This window comes from Pseudomonas sp. NPDC089401, from assembly GCF_044749485.1.
Lineage (GTDB): Bacteria > Pseudomonadota > Gammaproteobacteria > Pseudomonadales > Pseudomonadaceae > Aquipseudomonas.
Window position 1 is genome coordinate 167,919 of record NZ_JBIVIA010000006.1, and the last position, 23,705, is coordinate 191,623.

The window sequence follows — 23,705 nt, forward strand, 5'->3', positions numbered from 1 at the left end:
ATGCCAGCGCTCACCGACACCTACCTCAGCCAGCTCCAGCGGCAGTTCGGCGAACGCCTGCTGCCACTGGACGATGGCCGCCAGGCGGTTCGCGAAGCCGGCAGCGGCGCGGCGATCGTGCTGCTGCACGGCATCGGCTCGGGCGCGGCGAGCTGGCTGCAAGTCGCCCTGGGCCTGCGCCAGCGGGCCCGGGTGATCGCCTGGGACGCGCCGGGCTACGGCCAGTCCACGCCGCTGCCGATGGCAAGCCCCAGGGCCTGCGACTACGCCGCGCGCCTGGCCGGCCTGCTCGATGCGCTGGCGGTCGAGCGCTGCGTGCTGGTCGGCCATTCGCTCGGTGCAATGACCGCTGCGGCCTTCGCCCAGCGCCATCCCGAGCGGGTCGAGCAACTGGTGCTGCTGAGCCCGGCACGCGGCTACGGCGCCCGGCCCGAGCAAGGCCGAGGGGTGCGTGACAAGCGCCTGCACGACCTGGCCACGCTGGGCATCGCCAGCCTCGCCGAAACCCGCAGTGCCAAGCTGCTGTCGGCCAGCGCCAGCGACAGCGCCCTGGCCTGGGTGCGCTGGAACATGGCGCGCCTGGAGCCGGCCGGCTACCGCCAGGCCATCGAGCTGCTGTGCGGCGACGACCTGCTGCGCTACCAGGCGCAACAGGTGCCCTGCCAGGTGCATTGCGGCAGCGCCGACAGCATCACCACCGCCGACGACTGCCGGGCCCTGGCCCAGGCCTTCGCCGCCCCTTTCCAGCTGATTCAGGGCGCCGGCCATGCCTGCGCCATCGAACAACCCGAAACGGTGACCCGGCGCCTGGCCCGGGCACTGGACGCCTCTTTCACAGGTAGCGTGCAATGAACGATACGGATGCCATGAAGGACCAACAGGACCGCTACACCGTCCCCGGTCTCGAGCGCGGCCTGTTGCTGCTGTGCGAATTCAGCCGGCACAACCGCACCCTGACCGCCCCCGAGCTGGCCCGCCGCCTGGCGCTGCCGCGCTCGACCATCTTCCGCCTGCTGAGCACCCTGGAAGCCATGGGCTTCGTCACCCGCAGCGGCAACGAGTACCGCCTGGGCATGTCGGTACTGCGCCTGGGCTTCGAGTACCTGGCCTCGCTGGAGCTGACCGAGCTGGGCCAGCCGGTCCTGGCGCGGCTGTGCGACCACCTGAACTACCCGAGCAACCTGGTGGTGCGCGACGGCCGCTCGATCGTCTACGTGGCCAAGGTCTCGCCGCCCTCGGTGTTCTCCAGCGCGGTCACCGTCGGTACCCGCCTGCCGGCCCACGCCACGGTGCTGGGCCGGGTGCTGCTGGCCGACCTGAGCCTGGCCGAACTGCGCGAGCTGTACCCCGAGGAACACCTGGAGCGGCACTCGCCCAGCACGCCGGCAACCGTGCTGGAGCTGTTCGACCTGGTCCAGGCCGACCGCCTGCGCGGCTACGTGCACGGCGAAGGGTTCTTCGAGTCGACCATCTCGACCCTGGCCGCGCCGGTGCGCGACGCCAGCGGCCGGGTCGCCGCCGCGCTGGGCCTGACCATCCCCACCGCGCAGGTCGGCCACATCAACTTCGACAGCCTGCTCGGCCAGGTGCGCGGCAGCGCCGATGAGCTGTCGCGGCTGCTGAACTACCGACCCGGCGCCGGCCAGGTCACCGCACTGATGAGGGATTGAGCATGAACCTCTACCAACTCCACGACAGCACTGCCGTCGTCACCGGCGGCTCGTCCGGCATCGGCCTGGCCTGCGTCGAGCTGCTGCTCGAAGCCGGCGCCCGCGTGGCCTTCTGCGGCCGCAACGAAGACCGCCTGCGCAGTGCCGAAGCCAGCCTGCGCCAGCGCTTCCCCCAGGCCCAGCTGCTGGCCCAGGTGTGCGATGTGCTCGACGCCCAAGCCGTGCAGGCCTTCGCCGCCGCCAGCCAGGCCGCGCTGGGCCCGGCCCGGGTGCTGATCAACAACGCCGGGCAAGGCCGCGTGTCGACCTTCGCCGACACCACGGACGCCGCCTGGGCCGAAGAGCTGCAACTGAAGTTCTTCTCGGTGATCCACCCGGTGCGCGCCTTCACCCCGCAACTGCAAGGCCAGGCCGGCGCGTCGATCGTCTGCGTCAACTCGCTGCTGGCCAGCCAGCCCGAGCCGCACATGGTCGCCACCTCGGCCGCCCGCGCCGGGCTGAAGAACCTGGTGCGCTCGATGGCCTTCGAATTCGCCGAACAGGGCATCCGGGTCAACGGCATCCTCATCGGCCTGGTCGAGTCCGGCCAATGGCGCCGGCGCTTCGAGGCCCGCGACGAACGCGCGCTGGACTGGGCGCAATGGACCGCCCAGCTGGCCCGCCGCAAGCAGATCCCGCTGGGGCGCCTGGGCCTGCCCAGGGAAGCCGCCCAGGCCATCCTGTTCCTCGCCTCACCGCTGTCGTCCTACACCACTGGCAGTCATATCGATGTTTCTGGAGGCTTGTCCCGCCATGCGTAACGAAAACACCGTCACCGTCGGTGCCGTGATCACCGCGTTCCTCGAACAATGCGAAGTCAAGGCCGCGTTCGGCGTGATCTCGATCCACAACATGCCGATCCTCGATGCCTTCGCCGTGCGCGGCAACATCCGCTTCGTCATGGCCCGCGGCGAAGCCGGCGCCACCAACATGGCCGATGCCTACGCCCGCAGCGTCGGCGGCCTGGGCGTGTGCCTGACCTCCACCGGCACCGCCGCCGGCAACGCCGCCGGGGCCATGGTCGAGGCGCTCACCGCCGGCACCCCGCTGCTGCACATCACCGGGCAGATCGAAACGCCCTACCTGGACCAGGAGCTGGCCTACATCCATGAGGCCCGTGACCAGCTGACCATGCTCAAGGCGGTGTCCAAGGCGGCGTTCCGCGTGCGCAGCGTGGAGACCGCGCTGAGCACCCTCAAGCTGGCCGTGCAGACCGCCCTCACCGCGCCCACCGGCCCGGTCAGCGTGGAGATCCCGATCGACATCCAGTCGGCGCTGATCGCCATGCCCGGCGACCTCTCGCCCCTGCCGATCCCGGTCGCGGTGCCGGCCCCGGAAGCCCTGGACCTGGTCGCCGAACGCCTGGCCAGCGCCACCCGCCCGCTGCTCTGGCTCGGCGGCGGTGCCCGGCATGCCGGTGCCCAGGTCAAGCGCCTGCTGGACATGGGCGTGGGCGTGATCACCTCGACCCAGGGCCGCGGCGTGGTCAACGAGGACGACGAGCGCTGCCTGGGCGCCTTCTCCCAGAACAAGAAGGTCGAAGGCTTCATGCAGACCTGCGACGCGCTGGTGGTGGCAGGCTCCCGGCTGCGCAGCAACGAAACGTTCAAGTACGCCCTGAAGCTGCCACGCACCACCCTGCGCATCGACGTCAACCCGGCCATCGAAGGCCGCAGCTACCCCAGCGACCTGTTCGTCTGCGGTGACGCCGCGCTGGCCCTGGAAGGCCTGGCCGACCGCCTGCAAGGCCGCCTGAACATCGACCCGGCCTTCATCGACGAGCTCAAGGCCGTGCGCGCCGAATCGCGCCAGCAACTGGTGGCCGACCTCGGCCCGTATGCGGCGATGGTCGAGCAGCTGCAGGCGCAGACCGGGCGCAACTTCACCTGGGTGCGCGACGTGACCCTGTCCAACAGCATCTGGGGCAATCGCCTGCTCAACCTGTACCACCCGCAGGCCGGCGTGCACGCCCTCGGTGGCGGCATCGGCCAGGGCCTGGCGATGGGCATCGGCGCTGCCATCGCCGCCGCCGAAACGGCGCCGCAGCGCAAGGTGTTCGCCCTGGCCGGCGACGGCGGTTTCATCCTCAACCTGGGTGAGCTGGCGACCCTGGTGCAGGAGAAGGCCAACGTGGTGATCCTGCTGATGAACGACCAGCGCTACGGGGTGATCCGCAATATCCAGGACGCCATCTACGGTGCCCGCCACGCCTACGTCGAACTGCACACCCCGGACTACGCCAAGCTCGCCGACTCCCTGGGCCTCAAGCATGGCCTGGTGCGCGACCTCAAGGACTTCGGCACGCTGCTCGAAGGCGCGCTGGGCAGCGACGGGCCGTTCCTGCTGGAAGTCGACATGCTCAGCGTCGGCCCGTTCGCCACCCGCTTCGCCGGCCCGCCCAACAGCGAAACCCGCTCGCAGAAAGCCACCGCCGCCTGAGGATACGCCCATGCTGCATATCACCATGATCGGCTGTGGCGCCATTGGCGTGGCCGTGCTGGAACTGCTGGAGCATGACCGTCAGTTGCAGGTCGACGCGGTCATCGCCTCGCCCGGCTCCGAGGCGCTGGTGGTCGAGCGCCTGGCGCGCCTGCGCCGGCCACCCCAGGTGCTGACCGCACTGCCGGCCGACGCGCGCCCCGACCTGCTGCTGGAGTGCGCCGGCCACCGCGCCATCGAGGAGCACGTGCTGCCGGCGCTGGAGCGCGGCATCCCGTGCCTGGTGGTGTCGGTCGGCGCGCTGTCGCAGCCGGGGCTGGTCGAGCGCCTGGAGGCAGCGGCGGCGCGTGGCGACACGCGCATCGAGCTGCTGCCCGGCGCCATCGGCGGCATCGATGCGCTGTCGGCGGCCAAGGTCGGCGGCCTGGACACCGTCGAATACACCGGGCGCAAGCCGGCCCGGGCCTGGAAGGACACCCCGGCCGAGCAGGCCTGTGCCCTCGACAGCCTGGCCGAGGCCACGGTGATCTTCCAGGGCAGCGCCCGCGAGGCCGCCCGCCTGTACCCGAAGAACGCCAACGTCGCCGCCACCCTGTCGCTGGCCGGGCTCGGCCTGGACCGCACCTGGGTGACCCTGGTCGCCGACCCGCACAGCGAAGAGAACGTGCACCAGGTCAAGGCCCGCGGCACCTTCGGCGGCTTCGAAATGAGCCTGCACGGCAAGCCGTTGCAGGCCAACCCGAAAACCTCGGCGCTGACCGTCTACAGCGTGGTCCGCGCCCTGGGCAACCATGCCCATGCCATTTCCATCTAGGGGAACGCCATGACCTTGGAACAGACCTTACCCCTGTGCATCGCCGGCACCTGGCGCCTGGGCGGCGGCGCGCGCTACGCCACCTGCTACCCGGCCACGGGCGAGCCGGTGGCCTGGCTCAACGCCGCCAGCCTGGAGGACGTCGAGGCCGCCGTGCAGGGCGCGCACCAGGCCTTCCTGCACAGCGGCTGGGCGCAGCGCAAACCCCACGAACGCGCCGCCGTGCTCTACCGCATCGCCGGGCTGATCCGCGAACGCGCCGAGGAGCTGGCGCAGCTGCAACGCCAGGACAACGGCAAGCCGATCAACGAGACCCGCGCCCTGGTGGCCAGCGCCGCCGGTACCTTCCAGTTCTTCGCCGCCGCCTGCGAAACCCTGGAGGAAACCATCACCCCGTCACGCGGCGATTTCGTCAGCATGAGCGTGTATGAGCCGATGGGCGTGGTCGCGGCGATCACCCCGTGGAACTCGCCGATCGCCAGCGAGGCGCAAAAAGTCGCCCCGGCCCTGGCCGCCGGCAATGCCGTGGTGATCAAGCCGGCGGAAATCACCCCGCTGCTGGCCCTGCAACTGGCGCGCATCTGCGACGACGCCGGCCTGCCCAAGGGGCTGCTCAGCGTGCTGCCGGGCAAGGGCTCGCTGCTGGGTGACGCCCTGACCCGCCACCCGCTGGTCAAGCGCGTGTCGTTCACCGGCGGTACCACCACCGGCAAGCACATCGCCCACATCGCCGCCGACAAGATGATGCCGGTGTCGCTGGAACTGGGCGGCAAGTCGCCGACCATCGTGCTCGACGATGCCGACCTCGACCACGCCGTGGCCGGGGTGCTGTACGGCATCTTCAGCTCCTCGGGCGAGGCCTGCATCGCTGGCTCCCGGCTGTTTGTCGCGCGCACGCTGTACGAGCCTTTCATGGCCCGCCTGACGGCCGCCGCCGCGCAACTGCGCCTGGGCGACCCGGCCGACGAGCGCACGCAGATGGGCCCGCTGATCAGCGCCGCGCACCGCGAGTCGGTGGAGCGTTACGTGGCCCTGGGCCTGGCCGAAGGCGGTCGCCTGCGCCTGGGTGGCCAGCGCCCGAGCGGCGGGCTGTACGACCAGGGTTTCTTCTACCCGCCGACCATCCTCGAGGGCCTGGGCAACCAGCAGCAGGTGTGCCAGGAAGAAATCTTCGGCCCGGTGCTGGTGGCCATGCCGTTCGACAGCGAGGCCGAACTGCTCGAACAGGCCAACGACAGCCTGTACGCGCTGGCCGCCGGCATCTGGAGCCGCGACTACAAGCGCGCCTGGGCGCTGGGCCGCAAGCTCCAGGCCGGCACGGTGTGGATCAACACCTACAAGCAGTTCTCCATCTCGACCCCGTTCGGCGGCTGGCGCGACAGCGGCCTGGGCCGCGAAAAGGGCCGCCTGGGCATCCTGCAGTACATGGAACAGAAAAGCCTCTACTGGGGCATGAACGAACAACCGCTGGCCTGGGCCGGCGTGGAGGCAGGGCAATGAGCGTACTGGGCATCGACGAAGTCACCTACGGCGTGGAGGACCTGGCCACCAGCGCACGCTTCTTCAGCGACTGGGGGCTGACCCAGGTCAGCACCGCCGAGGATGAAATCGTCTTCGAAACCCTCAACGGCTGCCGGGTGGTCCTGGCCGCCCTCGACAAGCCCGGCCTGCCGCCGGCCATCGAGCCGGGCTCGACCGTGCGCGAGGTGGTCTGGGGCGTGGCCAGCCAGGCCGACCTGGCGCTGTACAGCCAGCGCATCGCCAACGACCCGGGCTTCGTCGAAGGCAATGGCCGCATCGGCTGCACCGACCCCAACGGCCTGGCGATCCGCCTGCAGGTCACCCGCAAGCGTGTGCTCGAGCTCGAATGCAGCGGCCACAACACCTGGCAGACCAAGGGCCGGATCAACAAGGCAGCGCCGGTGTACGAGCGCGCCACGCCGATCGAGGTCGGCCACGTGGTGTTCTTCGTCACCGACGTCAACGCCTGCGAGGCCTTCTACCACGAGCGCTTCGGCTTCCAGGCCTCGGACCGCTACCCGAACCGCGGCGCCTTCCTGCGCACCGCCGAGGAAGGCGGCCATCACGACCTGTTCATGCTGCAGTTGCCGGCGCCGCGTGCCGGGCTCAACCACGTGGCCTTCACCGTGCGCGACGTGCACGAAGTGTTCGGCGGCGGCATGCACATCTCCCGGTGCGGCTGGGCCACCGAGATCGGCCCGGGCCGCCACCCGGTGTCGTCGGCCTTCTTCTGGTACTTCAAGAACCCGGCCGGCGCGCTGGTGGAGTACTACGCCGACGAAGACCAGCTGACCGGCGAGTGGCAACCGCGTGAATTCGAACCCGGGCCGACCGTGTTCGCCGAATGGGCGATCGCCGGCGGCCTCGACGGCAACACCCGGCGCCAGCAGCACGTCGAAGCGCCGCAAGGCAAATTCCTCACCGACAAACCCAAGAACAATTGAGGACCACCCCATGAGCAGTACCGAGGTTTACCTGCAACCGCATCAGGCGCGCAAACGCCCCAACACGCCGTTCGAGGACCTGCTCGGCGACTCCATCGAACGCGCCTACGGCAATGGCGTGAGCCAGCTGGGCGAACTGCTCGCTCACCTCAACCTGGCCGGCCCGCCCTGCCCGCTGACCAGCGGCGAGTGGACCGAAGACGCATTCCAAACCCTGATGGCACGGCTGGGCGAATGACCCGCTGGAGGTAGAACAAGATGAACATGCATGTCACCGTCGACCCTGTTGAGCAACACCTGGCCAATGGCCTGAAAGACCTGTGGTTCCCGGTATTGCCGTCGGAGCTGCTCACCGACCGGCCGCTGTCGCTGCGCCGCCTGGGCTACAAGATCGCCCTGTGGCGCGACAACGATGGCCGTGTCCACGCCCTCGAAGACCACTGCCCGCACCGCGGCGCGCCGCTGTCCCAGGGGCCGGTGCTGGGCGACCGCCTGCAGTGCCCGTACCACGGCGTCGAAGTGCGCTGCGACGGCACCGTCACCAAGGTGCCCGGCAGCCCGGGCTGCAAGCTCGAAGGCAGCCGCCCGACGCGGATGTTCCATACCCGCGAGGCGGCCGGAGCGATCTTCCTGTTCAACGCCACCGACCCGCACCTGGACATGCCGCCCGAGCTGGTGCTGCCCGAGCAGCTGACCTCGCCCGAGTGGAGCAGCTTCCTCTGCTACACCGAGTGGAAAGGCGACTACCGCTACGTGCTCGACAACGTCATGGACCCGATGCACGGCACCTACCTGCACAAGATGTCGCACTCGATGAGCGAGGGCGAAGCCACCGCCAAGTTCGTCACCCGCGACACCGAGCAGGGCTTCTTCTTCGAAAAGGAAGGCCAGCGCGGGGTCAACTTCGACTGGACCGAATTCCTCGACAACGGCTGCCACTGGCTGCGCCTGGAAATCCCCTACCCGAAAACCGGCGGCCCGGGCGGCAACTTCACCATCATCGGCAGCTACACCCCGAGCAGCCGCGCCCTGGCGGCGGTGTTCCACTGGCGCGCGCGGCCGCTGACCGGCTGGCAACGCGACACCTGGCGTTTCCTCTACAAGAACCGCCTGGAGGCGCGCCACTGGGCGGTGCTGGAGCAGGACCGGGTGCTGCTGGAGTTCATGGAGCCGGACGCCAACCAGCGCGAGAACCTCTACCAGCACGACCTCGGCGTGGTGCGCCTGCGCCGCTACCTGAAAGCCAAGGCCAAGGAACAGCTGGCCCTGATCGAAGCCAAACAACTGCCGTGAGGTGAGCGATGTCCAACGCATCCACAGTCAGCGCGCTGGTGCACACCCTGCGCCATGAGGCCGACGGCATCATCAGCGTCGAGCTGCGGCCCTGGGGCGACACCGTGTTCGCCCCGTTCGAGGCCGGCGCGCACATCGACCTGCACCTGCCCAATGGCCTGGTGCGCAGCTATTCGCTGCTCAATTCGCCCAGCGACCAGGGCCGCTACGTGGTCGGCATCCTGCGCGACCGCAGCAGCCGTGGCGGCTCGCGTTACGTGCACGAGCAGTTGCGGGTGGGCACCCAGCTGACCATCTCGCAGCCGCGCAACAACTTCGCCCTCGACAGTGGTGCCCGCCACAGCGTGCTGGTGGCCGGCGGTATCGGCATCACGCCGATCTACTGCATGTTCCGCCAGTTGCTGGCCCTGGGGCGCCCGGCCGAGCTGATCTACTGCGCCCGCTCGCGGCGCGAGGCTGCATTGCTCGAGCCTCTGGCGGCGCTGGGGGCCAAGGTGGTGTACCACTTCAACGACGAGAAAGGTTCGTTGCCGGACCTGGCGCATTACCTGGCCGGGCGCGCGGCGGACACGCATTTCTACTGCTGCGGGCCGACGCCCATGCTCGATGCCTTCGAGGCGGTGTGCGAGCAGCTGGGGTATGCGCATGCCCATATCGAGCGCTTTACCGCGGTGGAAGTGGCGGCGGCCGAGGATGCCCTGGACAGCTACAGCGTCGAGTTGAGCAAGAGCGGCAGGACGCTGCAGGTCGAGCCTGGGCTGAACCTCTTGGACGTGCTGCTGGAAGCCGGATGCGATATCGACCACAGCTGCCGTGAGGGCGTGTGCGGCTCCTGCGAGACGCGGGTGCTGGAAGGCGATATCGACCACCGTGACGGCGTGCTGAGCAAGGCCGAGCGTGCGGCCAACGGCTCGATGATGGTCTGTGTGTCGGGCTGCAAGAGCCGGCGCCTGGTGCTCGACCTCTGATCTGCCTGTAAGGGCCCTTTCGCGGGTAAACCCGCTCCCACAGGTACTGCGCACTATTTGAAACCTGTGGCGATCTTGTGGGAGCGGGTTTACCCGCGAAGAGGCCAGCACAGATAACACAAAACTAAAACAATAAAACCACCCCCAGTTTTCCCGCACAGCCATCCCTCGAAAACATCCCTGTAAAGGGGGGGCGGCTGCTGCCCGCGAAAACTGCCCCAACCTTGCAGGGCACAGCATGAACAGATACCTGATCACCCTCGGTCTGCTCGTCTCCAGTTGCACCACCCTGGCCGCCGAGCCCGGCCCGGCGGCCCCCGACCAGCCGCCCGGCACCCGCAAGCCCATCCCCCACATCAGTTGGCGCAGCGACGACGGCCAGAGCAGCCTGGACATCGGCGGCGCGCTGCGGGTCAACTACCGCGACGAGCACTGGGACACCACCGAGAACAACGGCCGCTTCCTCTTCGATACCTTCCGCCTCGACGTCCAGGCCCGCCACCGCCAGCTGTTCGCCGATGTCGGCTACTGGTTCCAGGACGACGGCAAGCGCGCCATCGACCGCGGTTTCGTCGGCTATCGCATCGACGAGCAGTCCAACCTGCAACTGGGTGCGCCGTTCAAGCCGTTCGGCCTGGAGCCGTATCCACAGTTCGGCTGGAGCTACCACATCCCGTTCTTCATGGGCTACGGCGTCAGCGCCGGCAGCGGCCTCAAGTACAGCTACAAGGACAGCGACTGGGACCTGCAACTGGGCTACTTCCCGCGCATGCTGCCCAGCGGCATCCGCTACTCGCCGGAAGTCGGCCGCTTTCGCGACCTGGACGACAACGCCGTGGCCTTCACCCAGTCGCGCCAGGACAACGAGAAGCGCAACCAGGTCAACGCCCGGGTCGCCCGCACCTTCATCGGCGAAGGCTGGAAAACCGAGCTCGGCGCCTCTGTCGCCGCTGCCGAGCTGTACAACGCCAGCACCCATGACGACGGCGACTACTGGGCGGCGGGCGTGCACGCCCTGGTCAACCGCGGCAACTGGACCGTCACCGGCCAGGCGATTCGCTATGAATACGACCCGCGCAACCCGGCGGGGGTCAGCGACGATGCGGTGCTGATGGGCGGCAACGGCCTGACCCCGGCCTACCTGATCGCGTCCAGGGCGACCATCGCCGCGCTCAACGTCGGCTACGACATCTACACGCCGGGCCTGGGGCAGTTGAAGAAGGTCAAGCTGTACAGCGACTACAGCCGGATGATGAAGGACAAGCGCGACTGGGACGATTCGCAGATGTTCACCGTCGGCGTGCAGTTCCTGGCGATGCCGGTCATGGCCTGGGTCGACCTGACCTGGGCGCGCAATGCCAACCCGTTTGGCGGGGCGGAAAATGGCACGGGGTGGACCAGTACCAACTCGGTGGGGAGCAATGACTGGTATTACCGGACCAACATCAATATCGGGTATTACTTTTGAGGGCCTGAGTGGCGCTTTGCGCCCCTTTCGCGACACAAGGCCGCTCCTACCGGGAACGCGGCGGTCTGTAGGAGCGGCCTTGCGTCGCGAAAGGGCTGCGAAGCAACCCCAGATCCCACAATGTCACAGACACACCAACCAAAGGGCATTAACATAGGCCGCCCACCTGCAGCTGACCCCGAACATGCCCTCCGACTACAAGATCGTGCTCTGGCGCCTGGAGCAGGACGCCAACGGCTACCCGCCGGCCTCGGTCGAAGGCCTCTGGGCCAAGCGCACCGCCACCGGCTACCAGGTCGACAGCACGCCCTTCTACGCCTACGGCATCGCCCCCGGCGACCTCATCAGCACCACCCAGGACGGCGAGCAGGTCTGGTTCCAGGCCCTGCAACAGAGCGGCGGGGCCTCGGTGTTTCGCATTCGGGTGAAGCTCGCTGCCGATGTCGAACAGGTGCGTATCGCATTGGAGGAATTCGGCTGCCCGTGCCACGCCGAGCCGGCAGTACGCATGCTGGCCGTCGAAGTACCGCCCACGCGAACCCTCGACACCCTGCTCTACTACCTGCTGACCCAGCGCGAAGCCGGCACCCTGGACTTCGAGGAAGGCGTGTTGCGCCACGCCATCCCCGAAGAGTTCCGCTAGGCCTCTACCAGACGCGCCGCCGGCTTGCGGAACACGAACAGCAGGCCGACCACGATCAGCCCCATGCCCAGCAGGCTCAGCGGCGCCAGGCGGTTACCGAAGATCAGCAAGTCCATCACCGCGGTCACCGCCGGCACCAGGTAGAACAGGCTGGTGACGTTGACCAGGTTACCCTTGGCGATCAACCGGTACAGCAACAGGGTCGCCAGCAACGACACCACCAGGCCCATCCACAGCAGCGCGCCGATGAAACCGCCGGTCCACTCGACATGCAGCGGTTGCAGCGGCGCGAACACGGCGCACAGGGCAAAGCCGGCGATGTACTGCAACGGCAGCGTGCCCATCGGGTTGTCGGTGATGCGCTTCTGCAGGATCGAGCCACAAGTCATGCTGGCCAGCGCCAGCAGGGCGAACAGCATGCCCAGCAGCGACACCCCGCTCAGGTTGATGCCCTGATAGACCACCATGACCAGCCCGCCCAGCCCCAAGCCCAGGCCGAACAAGCGGCTCCAGGAGCGCTGGCGCTCCATCAGCACCACGGTCAGGATCGGTTGCACGCCCATCACCGTGGCCATCACGCCGGGGGTGACGTGGGTGTTGAGCGCCAGCAGGTAGAAGATCTGGTAGGCGCCCAGCAGCACGCAGCCCGTCCCCAGGGCACGCAGGATTGCACCGCGGCTACGCGGCCAGCGCAGGCCCAGCAGCGGGCCGATCAGCAACAGGCCACTGAGGGCCAGCGCCGAACGCAGCAGCAGGAAGGCGAAGGGGCTGGCATGCGCCAGGCCAAGTTTGGACACGATCGCGCCACTGCTCCAGAGCAGGACGAACAGGCTGGTGGTGGCCGCCGAGGCCACGGATGCTTTGTTGAAGACAGACATGTATTGCCACCTGATATGAGGCGAAAAAGCCAGACGGCGGGCGTTTACTTCAAAGGGGGAAGGTGCCGGCCGTGTTCAGTAGGTTGCGTGTGCGAGGGGATGCGGCAACAAGCCGATCAGCCCAGCACGACCACGCAAGGAGGCGGAGCTACGCCGCCTACGACGCCACTGACAGGTGGTGGGTAGTGACTGATCATGGCCGGCTGCTGGCTGCCACACACGACCCTGCCGGCGACTGGCGCGAGGGCAAAGCTTGTGGTGGAAGGGATGGCGGGCATGATCGGGTCGGTCTTCAGAGAAGAGAAGTGTTTCGGAATATAGCGGTGAAACTGGAGATGGGCAATAGCCTGTTCCGGCCCTTTCGCGGGTAAACCCGCTCCCACAGGTACTGCACCGGTTTCAGAAACTGCGCGATCTCTGTGGGAGCGGGTTTACCCGCGAAAGGGCCAGGCCTGCAATCAGAACAACCAGCGGTACAACGCGTAGGCCACCACCACCGCCAGCACCGGCCGCAGGATGCGGTATGCCTTGGGATTGGCACGCTTGAACTGCTTCATGCGGGTGCTGATCTTGTTGCTGAAGCGCTTGCTCCAGGCATACGCCTGGTTGATCCCGCCCACACGCTCGTCGTCGGTATTCTGCGGCGCGGTGGCGCGGCCGAGGAAAGCGCTGACCTTGCGGTTCAGGCGGGTCATCAGCGGGCTGCTCAGCGGGCGCTCGATGTCGCAGAACAGGATCACCCGGGTCACGTCGGTCTCGTTCTTGACCCAGTGCACGTAGGTCTCGTCGAACATCACGTCCTCACCGTCGCGCCAGGCGTATGCCTGGCCATCGACATAGATGCGGCAAGCGTCGGAGTTCGGCGTCGACAGCCCCAGGTGGTAACGCAGGGAGCCGGCGAACGGATCGCGATGCGGGTTGAGGTGGCTGCCGCCGGGCAGCAGGGCGAACATCGCCCCCTTGACGTTGGGGATGCTGCTGACCAGTTCGACGGTTTTCGGGCACAGGGTTTCGGCCGATGGCAGCGGCTTGTCGTACCACTTCAGGTAGAAGCGCTTCCAGCCTTTCTTGAAGAACGAACCGAAGCCGGCGTCGTTGTCCTTCTCCGCGGCGCGGATGTAGCCCTCGTCGAACAGGCGCATGGCCTCTTCGCGGATCACCTGCCAGTTGTCCTTGAGCACATCCAGTTCGGGGAAGCGCTGGCGGTCCAGGTAAGGCTTGGACGGCACGCCGGAGAACAGGTACATCAGGCTGTTGTAAGGAGCGAACAGCGCCGAATGGTTGACGAACTGGCGCAATACCGGCAAGCGCGCCTTGCCGCGCAGGTGCACGTACAGCACGCTGCCGAAGAACACCAGCAGGACGCCCGCCTTGGCGAGGAAGGAAAAGGTCATGCAACACTCCTTGCAGAGGAAACAGGCCAGCGCTGCCTGCTACCGGAAAAATCATCCGGCCATCATAAACCTATCCCGCCCCGGTACAAACCACCTGGGCGGGAACTCATTCATGAAGATTCTGCAATAAACCAGGCCGCCGAACATTGCGCCGGATCAGCGACCGGCTCGATTACTGCTGGTTTTCCTGTTCGCTGAACAGGTCGCTGAACAGCATGCTGGAGAGGTAGCGCTCGCCCGAATCCGGCAGGATCACGACGATGGTCTTGCCCTGCATCTCCGGTTTCTCGGCCAGGCGCACCGCCGCCGCCATCGCCGCGCCGCAGGAGATACCGCAGAGGATGCCCTCCTCCTGCATCAGGCGGATGGCCATGGCCTTGGACTCTTCGTCGGTCACGGTCTCGACCTGGTCGACGATCGACAGGTCGAGGTTGTTCGGCACGAAGCCGGCGCCGATGCCCTGGATCTTGTGCGGGCTGGGCTTGAGTTCCTCGCCGGCGAGGGTCTGGCTGATCAGCGGCGAGGACACCGGTTCCACCGCCACCGACAGGATCGACTTGCCCTGGGTGTGCTTGATGTAGCGCGACACGCCGGTGATGGTGCCTCCAGTGCCGACCCCGGCGACCAGCACGTCGACCGCGCCGTCGGTGTCGTTCCAGATTTCCGGGCCGGTGGTCTTCTCGTGGATCGCCGGGTTGGCCGGGTTGTCGAACTGGCCTGGCAGGAAGTACCGGGCCGGGTCGGAGGCGACGATTTCATCGGCCTTCTCGATCGCACCCTTCATGCCCTTGGCAGGTTCGGTCAGCACCAGCTCGGCGCCCAGCGCCTTGAGCACCTTGCGCCGCTCCAGGCTCATGGAGGCCGGCATGGTCAGGATCAGCTTGTAGCCACGGGCGGCAGCGACGAACGCCAGGCCGATGCCGGTGTTGCCCGAGGTGGGTTCGACGATGGTCATGCCCGGCTTGAGCTTGCCGTTGCTTTCGGCGTCCCAGACCATGTTCGCGCCGATCCGGCATTTCACCGAATAGCCCGGGTTGCGCCCTTCGATCTTGGCCAGGATGGTCACCCCGCGCGGGGCGATGCGGTTGATCTGCACCAGCGGCGTGTTGCCGATGGAATGGGCGTTGTCTGCGTAGATACGGCTCATGGCAGGGTCCTTGACATGAAAAAAGCAGGGAAAGACCTCAAGGGTAAGCCCGCCCCGATAGCGCGTAAAGCCCGTTCGAACTCGCCCCGGCGGCCTGCGGTCAACCGCACAACCCGCGACGGAGAAGCTTGCGATGAGAGCCCGCTACCGCTGGCCGCTGATCGGCCTGGCCAGCTTGCTCGTGCTGCTGGTGGCGCTGCACCTGGCCCTGCCCTACCTGGTGCGCGACTACCTCAACGACAAGCTCGCCAACATGGGCGAGTACCGCGGCCAGGTCACCGACGTGGACCTGGCCTGGTGGCGTGGCGCCTACCAGATCAACGGCCTGAAGATCGTCAAGACCACCGGCAAGGTGCCAGTGCCGCTGCTCGATGCGCCGCTGATCGACCTGTCGGTGAGCTGGCATTCGCTGATCCACGACCAGGCCGTGGTGGCCAAGGTGACCTTCGTGCGCCCCGAACTCAACTTCGTCGACGGCGGCAGCAAGCAGGCTTCGCAGACCGGTCGCGGCACCAACTGGCGCCAGCAGCTGGAAAAGCTGCTGCCCATCACCCTCGACCAGGTGCGCATCGACAACGGTACCCTGACCTTCCGCAACTTCAACGCCCAACCGCCCGTCGACCTCAAGGCCACGCAACTGGTGGCCGACATCCGCAACCTGACCAACGTGCGCGACCAGAAGGGCCGGCGCGACGCCAGCTTCGACGCCAGCGCCCGGCTGCTGGGCGACGCCAAGGTCGAGAGCCGCGCCACCTTCGACCCGTTCAGCGACTTCGACGACTTCGAGTTCCGCCTGCGCGCCACCGGCATCGAGCTGCGCAAGCTCAACGACTTCTCCAGCGCCTATGGCAAGTTCGACTTCAATGCCGGGCACGGCGACCTGGTGATCGAGGCCCAGGCCGAGGATGGCCGGCTGCATGGCTATATCAAGCCGTTGTTGCGCGATGTCGACGTGTTCGACTGGCAGCAGGATGTGGAGAACAGGAACAAGAACATCTTCCGCTCGATCTGGGAAGCCATCGTCGGGGCCGGCGAGACGGTGCTGAAGAACCAGCCGAAAAACCAGTTCGCCACCCGTGTGGAGCTCAGCGGCAGCGTGCACCAGCAGAACATCAGTGCCTTCGAGGCGTTCTTGCAGATTCTGCGCAATGGCTTCATCCAGGCGTTCAATGCCCGCTACGAGCAGCCACCACCACAATCGGACTGAGACGGCGTGACGGGCCATTCAGGGACTGAATACCCGGTCTGCGTTTTCAGCTGCCGAGGGCCGCGTTATAGTCGGTTGCAAATCACAAACATCTGTTGCCTGGGCTGGCCCTTTCGCGGGTAAACCCGCTCCCACAGGGATTACGCTACCTGTGGGAGCGGGTTCACCCGCGAAGAGGGCGGTGCAGGTACACCACAGAGGAAAACCCGATGAAGTTCGAAGGCACCCGCGACTACGTCGCCACAGACGACCTGAAACTGGCGGTCAACGCGGCCATCACCCTCGAACGCCCGCTGCTGGTCAAGGGCGAGCCCGGCACCGGCAAGACCATGCTCGCCGAACAGCTCGCCGCCTCGTTCGGCGCGCGCCTGATCACCTGGCACATCAAGTCCACCACCAAGGCCCACCAGGGCCTCTACGAGTACGATGCGGTCAGCCGCCTGCGCGACTCGCAGCTGGGCGTGGACAAGGTCCACGATGTGCGCAACTACCTGAAGAAAGGCAAGCTGTGGGAGGCCTTCGAGGCCGACGAGCGGGTCATCCTGCTGATCGACGAAATCGACAAGGCCGACATCGAGTTCCCCAACGACCTGTTGCAGGAACTCGACAAGATGGAGTTCTACGTCTACGAGATCGACGAGACCATCAAGGCCAGGCAGCGCCCGATCATCATCATCACCTCCAACAACGAAAAGGAGCTGCCCGACGCCTTCCTGCGCCGCTGCTTCTTCCACTACATCGCCTTCCCCGACCGCAGCACCCTGCAGCAGATCGTCGACGTGCACTACCCGAACATCAGCCAGTCGCTGGTCAGCGAGGCGCTGGATGTGTTCTTCGACGTGCGCAAGGTGCCGGGCCTGAAGAAAAAGCCTTCCACCTCCGAGCTGGTCGACTGGCTCAAGCTGCTGATGGCCGACAACATCGGCGAAGCGGTGCTGCGCGAACGCGACCCGACCAAGGCCATCCCGCCACTGGCCGGTGCCCTGGTGAAGAACGAGCAGGACGTACAGTTGCTCGAGCGCCTGGCCTTCATGAGCCGGCGCGGCAACCGCTGACAGGAGCCGGCCATGCTGCTCAACCTGTTCAATGAAATGCGTGCGGCCAAGGTGCCGGTGTCGGTGCGCGAGCTGCTCGACCTGCACCAGGCGCTGCAAAAGCGCGTGGTGTTCGCCGACATGGACGAGTTCTACTACCTCGCCCGCGCCATCCTGGTGAAGGACGAACGCCACTTCGACAAGTTCGACCGGGCCTTCGGCGCCTACTTCAAGGGCCTGGAGAACCTCGACCAGCACATCGAGGCACTGATCCCGGAAGACTGGCTGCGCAAGGAGTTCGAGCGCTCGCTCAGCGCTGAGGAGCGCGCGCAGATCCAGTCGCTGGGCGGCCTGGACAAACTGATCGAGGAATTCAAGAAGCGCCTCGAAGAGCAGAAGGAGCGCCACGCCGGCGGCAACAAGTGGATCGGCACCGGCGGCACCAGCCCGTTCGGCTCGGGCGGTTTCAACCCCGAGGGCATCCGCGTCGGCGAGGCCGGCAAGCGCCAGGGCAAGGCGGTCAAGGTGTGGGACCAGCGCGAGTACAAGAACCTCGACGACCAGGTCGAGCTGGGCACGCGCAACATCAAGCTGGCCCTGCGCCGGCTGCGCAAGTTCGCCCGCGAAGGCGCCGCCGAGGAACTGGACATCGACGGTACCATCGACCACACCGCACGCGACGCTGGCCTGCTGAACATCCAGATGCGCCCGGAACGGCGCAACACGGTGAAGCTGCTGTTGCTGTTCGACATCGGCGGCTCGATGGACGCCCACGTCAAGGTCTGCGAGGAGCTGTTCTCGGCCTGCAAGACCGAGTTCAAGCACCTGGAGTACTACTACTTCCACAACTGCGTGTACGAATCGGTGTGGAAAAACAACCTGCGCCGTACCTCGGAGCGCTTTGCCACCTTCGACCTGCTGCACAAGTACGGTGATGACTACAAGGTGGTGTTCGTCGGCGATGCGGCCATGGCGCCCTACGAGATCACCCAGCCGGGGGGTAGCGTCGAGCACTGGAACGAAGAGGCCGGGTATGTGTGGATCCAGCGCTTCATGGAGAAATTCAAGAAGATCATCTGGATCAACCCCTATCCCAAGCAGGCCTGGGATTACACGGCTTCGACCCACCTGGTGCGGGATCTGATCGAGGACAAGATGTATCCGTTGACCTTGCAGGGGTTGGAGGAAGGGATGCGCTACCTGTCCAAATGATGTCAGGCCTCTTCGCGGGCAAGCCCGCTCCCACAGGCTCAGTGCTTGCCTGACCTGTCGCTAATCCTGTGGGAGCGGGTTTACCCGCGAAAGGGCCAGTAGCCTCACAACCACCGGCCCAGGTAAACCTGCTGCTCCCGCCAGGCCTCATCCTGCACCACCGCCCTGAACCGCACCACAGTCCCCGGCATGCACTGCGCCAGCTGCGCCAAGGCCAACGGCGTCAACGCCCCCAACCGCGGATACCCGCCAATGGTCTGCCGGTCATTGAGCAGCACGATCGGCTGCCCATCCGGCGGCACCTGCACCGCCCCCAGCGGAATCCCTTCTGAAATCATCGGCGCCCCCTGGTAGACCAGCTGCGGCCCGAGCAGGCGGATGCCCATACGGTCGGCACGACTGTCCAGCGTCCAGTCCCGATTGAACGCCTCGAACAGACTGGTGCCGCTGAAATCGCCGATCTGTGCGCCCATGACCAGGTCGAGCAGCGGTCTTGCCGCGTAGCTCGGACGCAACGCCTCAGCCACGTCGCGCAGGGCCGGTGACTCGCCGGCAAATCTCAGCCTCTGCCCTTTTTCGATCGCCGCGCCTCGCCCATCGACCCCGCCCAGTTCTTCACGCACGACCGTGGCGCAACTGCCCAGCACAGCCTCGCCCCGAAAACCGCCCGGCGCCGCCAGATACGCCCGCACCCCCTGCTTCGGCTGCTTGAGGGTCAAACGCTGCCCCTTGCCCAGGGTGAAACTGCGCCAGGGCAGCAGCGGCTCGTCATCGACACGCGCATCCAGATCGGCCCCGGCCAGCGCCAGCACGCAATCCTGCTCGGCCACCAGGGCAAAACCACCCAACGCCACTTCCACCACCGGCGCCCCCAGCGGGTTGCCCAGCAGCCAGTTGGCCCAGTGCATCGCCACCCAGTCCAGCGCCCCGCCCTGGGTCACGCCCAGGTGACGCACGGCAAAGCGCCCGGCATCCTGCAACTGGCACAGCGCGGTGCTGGCCTCGATCCTCAACTGCTTCATCCTTGCGCCTCCACATCGCCACCCAGGGCCAGGAACTCGTCACGCGACACCGCCACGAATCGCACCCGGTCGCCCGGCTGCAACAGGCTGTAGCCCTCGCGTTCACGGTCGAACAGGCGCACCGGGGTGCGCCCGATCAGGTTCCAGCCCCCTGGCGACACGGCGGGATAGGCCGCGGTCTGGCGCTCGGCGATGCCGACGCTGCCGGCCGCCACGCGCTTGCGCGGGGTGCTCAGGCGCGGGCTGGCCAGGCGTTCGTCGACCAGCCCCATGAAGCCGAAACCGGGGGCGAAACCGAGGGCGAACACCGGGTATTCGCGCTCGCTGTGCAGGCGCACCACCTCGGCTTCGCTCAAACCGCTGCGGGCCGCCAGCAGCGGCAGCTCGGGGCCGACGCTGGCGTCGTACCACACCGGGATCTCGTGGCGCCGGCCACCACTGCCGGTGTCCGGCTGCAGGTCCTCGAGCGCCCGGGCGATCAGCGTCCTCGCCTCTCCCGGCGGCAGGTCGAACTGCACCATCAGCGTGGTGTAGGACGGCACCAGGTCCACCAGCCTCGCGCCGAACGCCGCACTCAGCCGCTGGCTGGCGGCAAGCATCCACGGCATGTTGGCCTCGTCGATGCGGTCGAACAGGCGCACCATCAGGCTGTCGATGGCCACCACTTCGATACGCGGCTTCATCGCGCCTCCAGCGCATCGAGGGCCTGGCGGATCTGCCGCACGGCCGCCACCGAGCTTTCGTTGTCGCCATGCACGCAGAGGGTGCTGGCCTCGAGCCTCAAGGCGCTGCCATCGTCGGCCAGCAGGGTTTCGCCACGGGCCAGGCGCAGGGCCTGCTCGACCACCTGCGCCGGGTCGTGGTGCACGGCGCCCGGCAGGCGCCGGGAGACCAGGTGGCCGCTGGCGGTGTAGGCGCGGTCGGCGAAGGCCTCGAACCACAGCGGCACGCCGATTTCATCGCCCAAAGCCTGGGCGGCGCGGTTGTCGGCGGTGGCCATGAGCATCAGCGGCAGGCCGCTGTCGTAGGCCGCCACTGCCTCCAGCACGGTGCGCAGCTTGCGCGGGTCGGCCATCATGTCGTTGTACAGCGCGCCGTGGGGCTTCACGTAGGCCACCCGACCACCCAGCACCTTGCAGATGCCGTCGAGGGCGCCGATCTGGTAGTGCAGCAGGTCGCGCACCTCTTCATCGCTGCAGGCCATGGAGCGGCGGCCGAAGCCGACCAGGTCCGGGTAGGCGGGGTGCGCGCCGATGGTCACGCCGTGCTCCAGCGCCAGGGCCACGGTGCTGCGCATGATGCCCGGGTCGCCGGCGTGGTAGCCGCAGGCGATGTTGGCGCAGTCGATGTACGGCATCACCTCGGCATCCAGGCCCAAGCGCCAGTTGCCGAAACTCTCGCCCATGTCGCAATTGAGTAGCAGGGGTTTCACCAGACGTGCTCCCGTGTCGATGTTCATAGGCCTACCTTACCGCGCCTGGAGTTGTTTGCCGCGGGTTTCCGGCAGGCTCAGCGCCGCCACGATCACCACGCCATAGGACACTGCGGAGAACACGCCGATGCCCAGGCCAAGCGGCACCTTTTCGCCGAGCAGGCCGATCAGCAGCGGGAACATCGCGGCGATGACCTTGCCGACGTTGTAGCAGAAGCCCTGGCCCGAACCGCGCACCCGGGTCGGGAACAGTTCGGTGAGAAACGCCCCCATGCCGCTGAAGATGCCCGAGGCGAAAAAGCCCAGCGGGAAGCCCAGCCACAGCATCACGCCATCGCTGACCGGCAGTTGCGTGTACAGCAACACGATCACGAACGAACCCACGGCGAACAGGATGAAGTTCTTCTTGCGGCCCAGCAGGTCGGACAGGTACGCGCTGACCACATAGCCGATGTAGGAACCGACGATCACCATGGCCAGGTAGCCGCCGGTGCCGAGCACGCTCAGGCCGCGTTCCTGCTTGAGGAAGGTCGGCAGCCACGAAGTGATGGCGTAGTAGCCGCCCAGCGCGCCGGTGGTCAGCAGCGAGGCGCGCACGGTGGTCCAGAGCATCCCCGGGGCGAAGATCTCGTAGAAGTGCGACGGCGCCTCGGCCTTCTCCCCCGCCTTGGCCTGGCGATACACTTCCGGGTCCTTGACCAGGCGGCGGACGAAGATCACGAAGATCGCCGGCACCAGCCCCAGCAGGAACAGTGCGCGCCAGGCCTGCTCCGCTGGCAGGTAGCTAAACAGCAGCGCGTACAGGATCGCCGTCAGGCCCCAGCCGATGGCCCAGCCCGACTGCACCATGCCCACCGCCTTGCCGCGGTCCTGGGCGCGGATCACCTCGCCGATCAGCACCGCACCGGCGGTCCACTCGCCGCCGAAGCCGAAGCCCATCAGGGTGCGGGCGATCAGCAGTTGCTGGTAGTTCTGGGCGAAGCCGCAGAGGAAGGTGAAGAAGGCGAACCACAGCACCGTCAGTTGCAGGGTGCGAACGCGGCCGATGCGGTCGGAAAGGATGCCGGCAACCCAGCCGCCGATGGCCGAGGCGATCAGCGTGCTGGTGTGGATCAGCCCGGCCTCGGCGGTGCTGATGCCCCAGAGCATGATCAGCGTGGGGATGACGAAGCTGAGCATCTGCGTGTCCATGCCGTCCAGGCCATAGCCGATCTTGCAGCTCCAGAAGGTTCGTCGTTGCTGGCTGTCGATGTCGCGGTACCAGGCGAACGGCCCGCTCGAAGGGGGGGATTGCACCTGTTGCTGCACGCCGCTTGGGTTCATGCTTGCCTCGGCTTGTTGGTATTGTTTTATGGGCGACGTCGGGCGTCGCGGCCTGGGCGTCATGTTCAGAGCCCGCGCCAGCGGCGTCCAACGAGAAAAACCGCCGGTCTGGAACAAGAAAAACTGATCATGAACCTTCGTTTCCTCGAAACCTTCGTCTGGGTCGCCCGGCTCAAGAGCTTTCGCCTCACCGCCGAGAAGCTGTTCACCACCCAGGCCTCGGTGTCCAGCCGCATCGCCGCGCTGGAGGCCGACCTTGGGGTGAAACTGCTGCTGCGCGACTCCCGCGGCGTGAGCCTGACGCCGGAAGGCGGCAAGGTGCTGGAGTATGCCGAGCGCATGCTCGACACCGCCAAGGCGATGAAACAGTCGCTGGACAGCGACCGGGCCAAGCTCGGGCGCATTCGCGTCGGGGTGATGGACACGGTGATCCACACCTGGATGAGCGCGCTGGTGGCGGAGCTGACCGAGCGCTACCCGCAGGTGGAGATCGAGCTGGTGGCGGACACCGCGCTGAACCTGCGCGAGCAGTTGCAGAAGGGCTTTCTCGACGTGATCCTGCAGACCGACCTGCTGCGCGAGCAGTCGATCCGCAGCCTGGACCTGGCGCGCTACCCGATGGGCTGGGTGGTCGCGGCAGGCTCCGTGCACCACCGCGACTACGCCTCGCTGGCGGAGCTTGGGCGCGAGCGGATCATGACCTTCTCGAAGAACTCGCGGCCGCATCAGGAAGTACTCAGCCTGCTGCAAGGCGCGGGGGCCGAGGCACCGCGGTTGAATTGCGTGAACTCGGTGGCGGCGATTACCCGGCTGTTGCGCGATGGGTTCGGGATCGGGGCGTTGCCGCCGGCATTGGTGGACGCCGAGCTGGGTCGCGGGGAGCTGGTGCTGCTGGAAGGCTTGCAGCCGCCGCCGAGCCTGGAGCTGGTGGTGGCCTGGCAGACCGGGGTGGCCTTGGTGGACGAGGTGGTCGGGGTGTGCCGGCAGGTGCTGGAGCGCTATGCGCGGGATGTGGGTGGGCAGCGGATTGTGTTGGTCTGAAGGTTCAGTTTTGGTTGTGCCGGCCCTTTCGCGGGTAAACCCGCTCCCACAGGTATGGAGCAGCTCTCAAAGGCTGCGATATCCCTGTGGGAGCCACAGGTATGGAGCAGCTCTCAATGGCTGTGATATCCCTGTGGGAGCCACAGGTATGGAGCAGCTCTCAATGGCTGTGATATCCCTGTGGGAGCCACAGGTATGGAGCAGCTCTCAAAGACG

At 66.9% G+C, this 23,705-nt stretch carries 23 protein-coding genes; 16 read left to right on the plus strand and 7 right to left on the minus strand.

From position 1 onward, the window contains the following. From ACIP21_RS15705 to ACIP21_RS15760, 12 genes are all read left to right on the plus strand, one after another. Positions 1–852, plus strand: a complete 852-nt coding sequence (locus ACIP21_RS15705) for an alpha/beta fold hydrolase (RefSeq protein WP_400689056.1) — start codon at positions 1–3, stop codon at positions 850–852. Continuing rightward, positions 849–1,670, plus strand: a complete 822-nt coding sequence (locus ACIP21_RS15710) for an IclR family transcriptional regulator (protein WP_400689059.1) — start codon at positions 849–851, stop codon at positions 1,668–1,670. Before ACIP21_RS15705 ends, ACIP21_RS15710 begins: the two co-directional genes overlap by 4 nt. A gap of 2 nt (positions 1,671–1,672) precedes the next feature. Beyond that, a complete protein-coding gene (locus ACIP21_RS15715; protein WP_400689062.1) occupies positions 1,673–2,470 on the plus strand; it encodes an SDR family oxidoreductase in 798 nt (265 codons plus the stop codon). Next, positions 2,463–4,148, plus strand: coding sequence for a thiamine pyrophosphate-binding protein (locus ACIP21_RS15720; RefSeq protein WP_400689064.1), 1,686 nt, complete (start codon positions 2,463–2,465; stop codon positions 4,146–4,148). The genes ACIP21_RS15715 and ACIP21_RS15720 overlap by 8 nt, the downstream gene beginning before the upstream one ends. A gap of 10 nt (positions 4,149–4,158) precedes the next feature. Next, positions 4,159–4,962, plus strand: coding sequence for an aspartate dehydrogenase (locus tag ACIP21_RS15725; RefSeq protein WP_400689066.1), 804 nt, complete (start codon positions 4,159–4,161; stop codon positions 4,960–4,962). A gap of 9 nt (positions 4,963–4,971) precedes the next feature. Further along, complete coding sequence (locus tag ACIP21_RS15730; protein ID WP_400689069.1) at positions 4,972–6,462, plus strand: aldehyde dehydrogenase; 1,491 nt, start codon at positions 4,972–4,974, stop codon at positions 6,460–6,462. Further along, positions 6,459–7,427: a VOC family protein gene (locus ACIP21_RS15735; RefSeq protein ID WP_400689072.1), complete on the plus strand. Its 969-nt coding sequence runs from the start codon at positions 6,459–6,461 to the stop codon at positions 7,425–7,427. The genes ACIP21_RS15730 and ACIP21_RS15735 overlap by 4 nt, the downstream gene beginning before the upstream one ends. 10 nt (positions 7,428–7,437) lie before the next feature. Continuing rightward, a complete protein-coding gene (locus tag ACIP21_RS15740) occupies positions 7,438–7,665 on the plus strand; it encodes a recombinase-like helix-turn-helix domain-containing protein (protein WP_167059539.1) in 228 nt (75 codons plus the stop codon). 20 nt (positions 7,666–7,685) lie between these two features. Next, the gene (locus tag ACIP21_RS15745) at positions 7,686–8,720 is read left to right on the plus strand and encodes a Rieske 2Fe-2S domain-containing protein (protein ID WP_400689075.1); all 1,035 of its coding nucleotides are present in this window, start codon (positions 7,686–7,688) and stop codon (positions 8,718–8,720) included. 8 nt (positions 8,721–8,728) lie between these two features. Further along, positions 8,729–9,688: a PDR/VanB family oxidoreductase gene (locus ACIP21_RS15750; protein ID WP_400689078.1), complete on the plus strand. Its 960-nt coding sequence runs from the start codon at positions 8,729–8,731 to the stop codon at positions 9,686–9,688. A 238-nt stretch (positions 9,689–9,926) separates the two neighbouring features. Further along, positions 9,927–11,156 (plus strand): hypothetical protein, encoded by a 1,230-nt coding sequence (locus ACIP21_RS15755; protein WP_400689080.1) that lies wholly within the window; start codon positions 9,927–9,929, stop codon positions 11,154–11,156. 184 nt (positions 11,157–11,340) lie between these two features. Then, a complete protein-coding gene (locus ACIP21_RS15760; protein ID WP_400689083.1) occupies positions 11,341–11,799 on the plus strand; it encodes a DUF4265 domain-containing protein in 459 nt (152 codons plus the stop codon). Here the strand turns inward: ACIP21_RS15760 and ACIP21_RS15765 are convergent. The 3 genes from ACIP21_RS15765 to cysK form a co-directional block, all read right to left on the minus strand. Then, complete coding sequence (locus ACIP21_RS15765; protein WP_400689085.1) at positions 11,796–12,677, minus strand: DMT family transporter; 882 nt, start codon at positions 12,675–12,677, stop codon at positions 11,796–11,798. The two genes, ACIP21_RS15760 and ACIP21_RS15765, sit on opposite strands and share 4 nt — an antisense overlap. Positions 12,678–13,135: 458 nt before the next feature. Further along, positions 13,136–14,071, minus strand: coding sequence for an aspartyl/asparaginyl beta-hydroxylase domain-containing protein (locus ACIP21_RS15770; RefSeq protein WP_400689088.1), 936 nt, complete (start codon positions 14,069–14,071; stop codon positions 13,136–13,138). A 172-nt stretch (positions 14,072–14,243) separates the two neighbouring features. After that, entirely contained in the window at positions 14,244–15,218 is a 975-nt protein-coding gene (cysK, locus tag ACIP21_RS15775) for a cysteine synthase A (RefSeq protein ID WP_400689090.1), read from the minus strand. Between the two features lie 133 nt (positions 15,219–15,351). On the opposite strand from cysK, the gene ACIP21_RS15780 reads away from it, so the two are divergent. The 3 genes from ACIP21_RS15780 (at position 15,352) to ACIP21_RS15790 (ending at position 18,671) form a co-directional block, all read left to right on the plus strand. Beyond that, the gene (locus ACIP21_RS15780) at positions 15,352–16,425 is read left to right on the plus strand and encodes a DUF748 domain-containing protein (RefSeq protein ID WP_400689093.1); all 1,074 of its coding nucleotides are present in this window, start codon (positions 15,352–15,354) and stop codon (positions 16,423–16,425) included. A 209-nt stretch (positions 16,426–16,634) separates the two neighbouring features. Then, complete coding sequence (locus ACIP21_RS15785) at positions 16,635–17,480, plus strand: MoxR family ATPase (protein ID WP_060510353.1); 846 nt, start codon at positions 16,635–16,637, stop codon at positions 17,478–17,480. A 12-nt stretch (positions 17,481–17,492) separates the two neighbouring features. Continuing rightward, positions 17,493–18,671, plus strand: a complete 1,179-nt coding sequence (locus tag ACIP21_RS15790) for a VWA domain-containing protein (RefSeq protein WP_400689096.1) — start codon at positions 17,493–17,495, stop codon at positions 18,669–18,671. Positions 18,672–18,775: 104 nt separating this feature from the next. Here ACIP21_RS15790 and ACIP21_RS15795 read toward each other — a convergent pair whose 3' ends face one another. The 4 genes from ACIP21_RS15795 to ACIP21_RS15810 are packed head-to-tail and all read right to left on the minus strand — an operon-like array spanning position 18,776 to position 22,448. Then, the gene (locus ACIP21_RS15795; RefSeq protein WP_400689099.1) at positions 18,776–19,693 is read right to left on the minus strand and encodes a biotin-dependent carboxyltransferase family protein; all 918 of its coding nucleotides are present in this window, start codon (positions 19,691–19,693) and stop codon (positions 18,776–18,778) included. Beyond that, the gene (gene pxpB / locus ACIP21_RS15800) at positions 19,690–20,376 is read right to left on the minus strand and encodes a 5-oxoprolinase subunit PxpB (RefSeq protein ID WP_400689100.1); all 687 of its coding nucleotides are present in this window, start codon (positions 20,374–20,376) and stop codon (positions 19,690–19,692) included. Before pxpB ends, ACIP21_RS15795 begins: the two co-directional genes overlap by 4 nt. Continuing rightward, positions 20,373–21,152 (minus strand): 5-oxoprolinase subunit PxpA, encoded by a 780-nt coding sequence (locus ACIP21_RS15805; RefSeq protein WP_400689103.1) that lies wholly within the window; start codon positions 21,150–21,152, stop codon positions 20,373–20,375. Before ACIP21_RS15805 ends, pxpB begins: the two co-directional genes overlap by 4 nt. Before the next feature lie 9 nt (positions 21,153–21,161). Then, positions 21,162–22,448 carry an MFS transporter gene (locus tag ACIP21_RS15810; RefSeq protein ID WP_400689106.1) on the minus strand — a complete coding sequence of 429 codons (1,287 nt, stop codon included), beginning with the start codon at positions 22,446–22,448 and terminating at the stop codon, positions 21,162–21,164. 129 nt (positions 22,449–22,577) lie between these two features. On the opposite strand from ACIP21_RS15810, the gene ACIP21_RS15815 reads away from it, so the two are divergent. Beyond that, positions 22,578–23,489: a LysR family transcriptional regulator gene (locus tag ACIP21_RS15815; protein WP_400689109.1), complete on the plus strand. Its 912-nt coding sequence runs from the start codon at positions 22,578–22,580 to the stop codon at positions 23,487–23,489. The last annotated feature ends 216 nt before the right edge of the window (positions 23,490–23,705 follow it).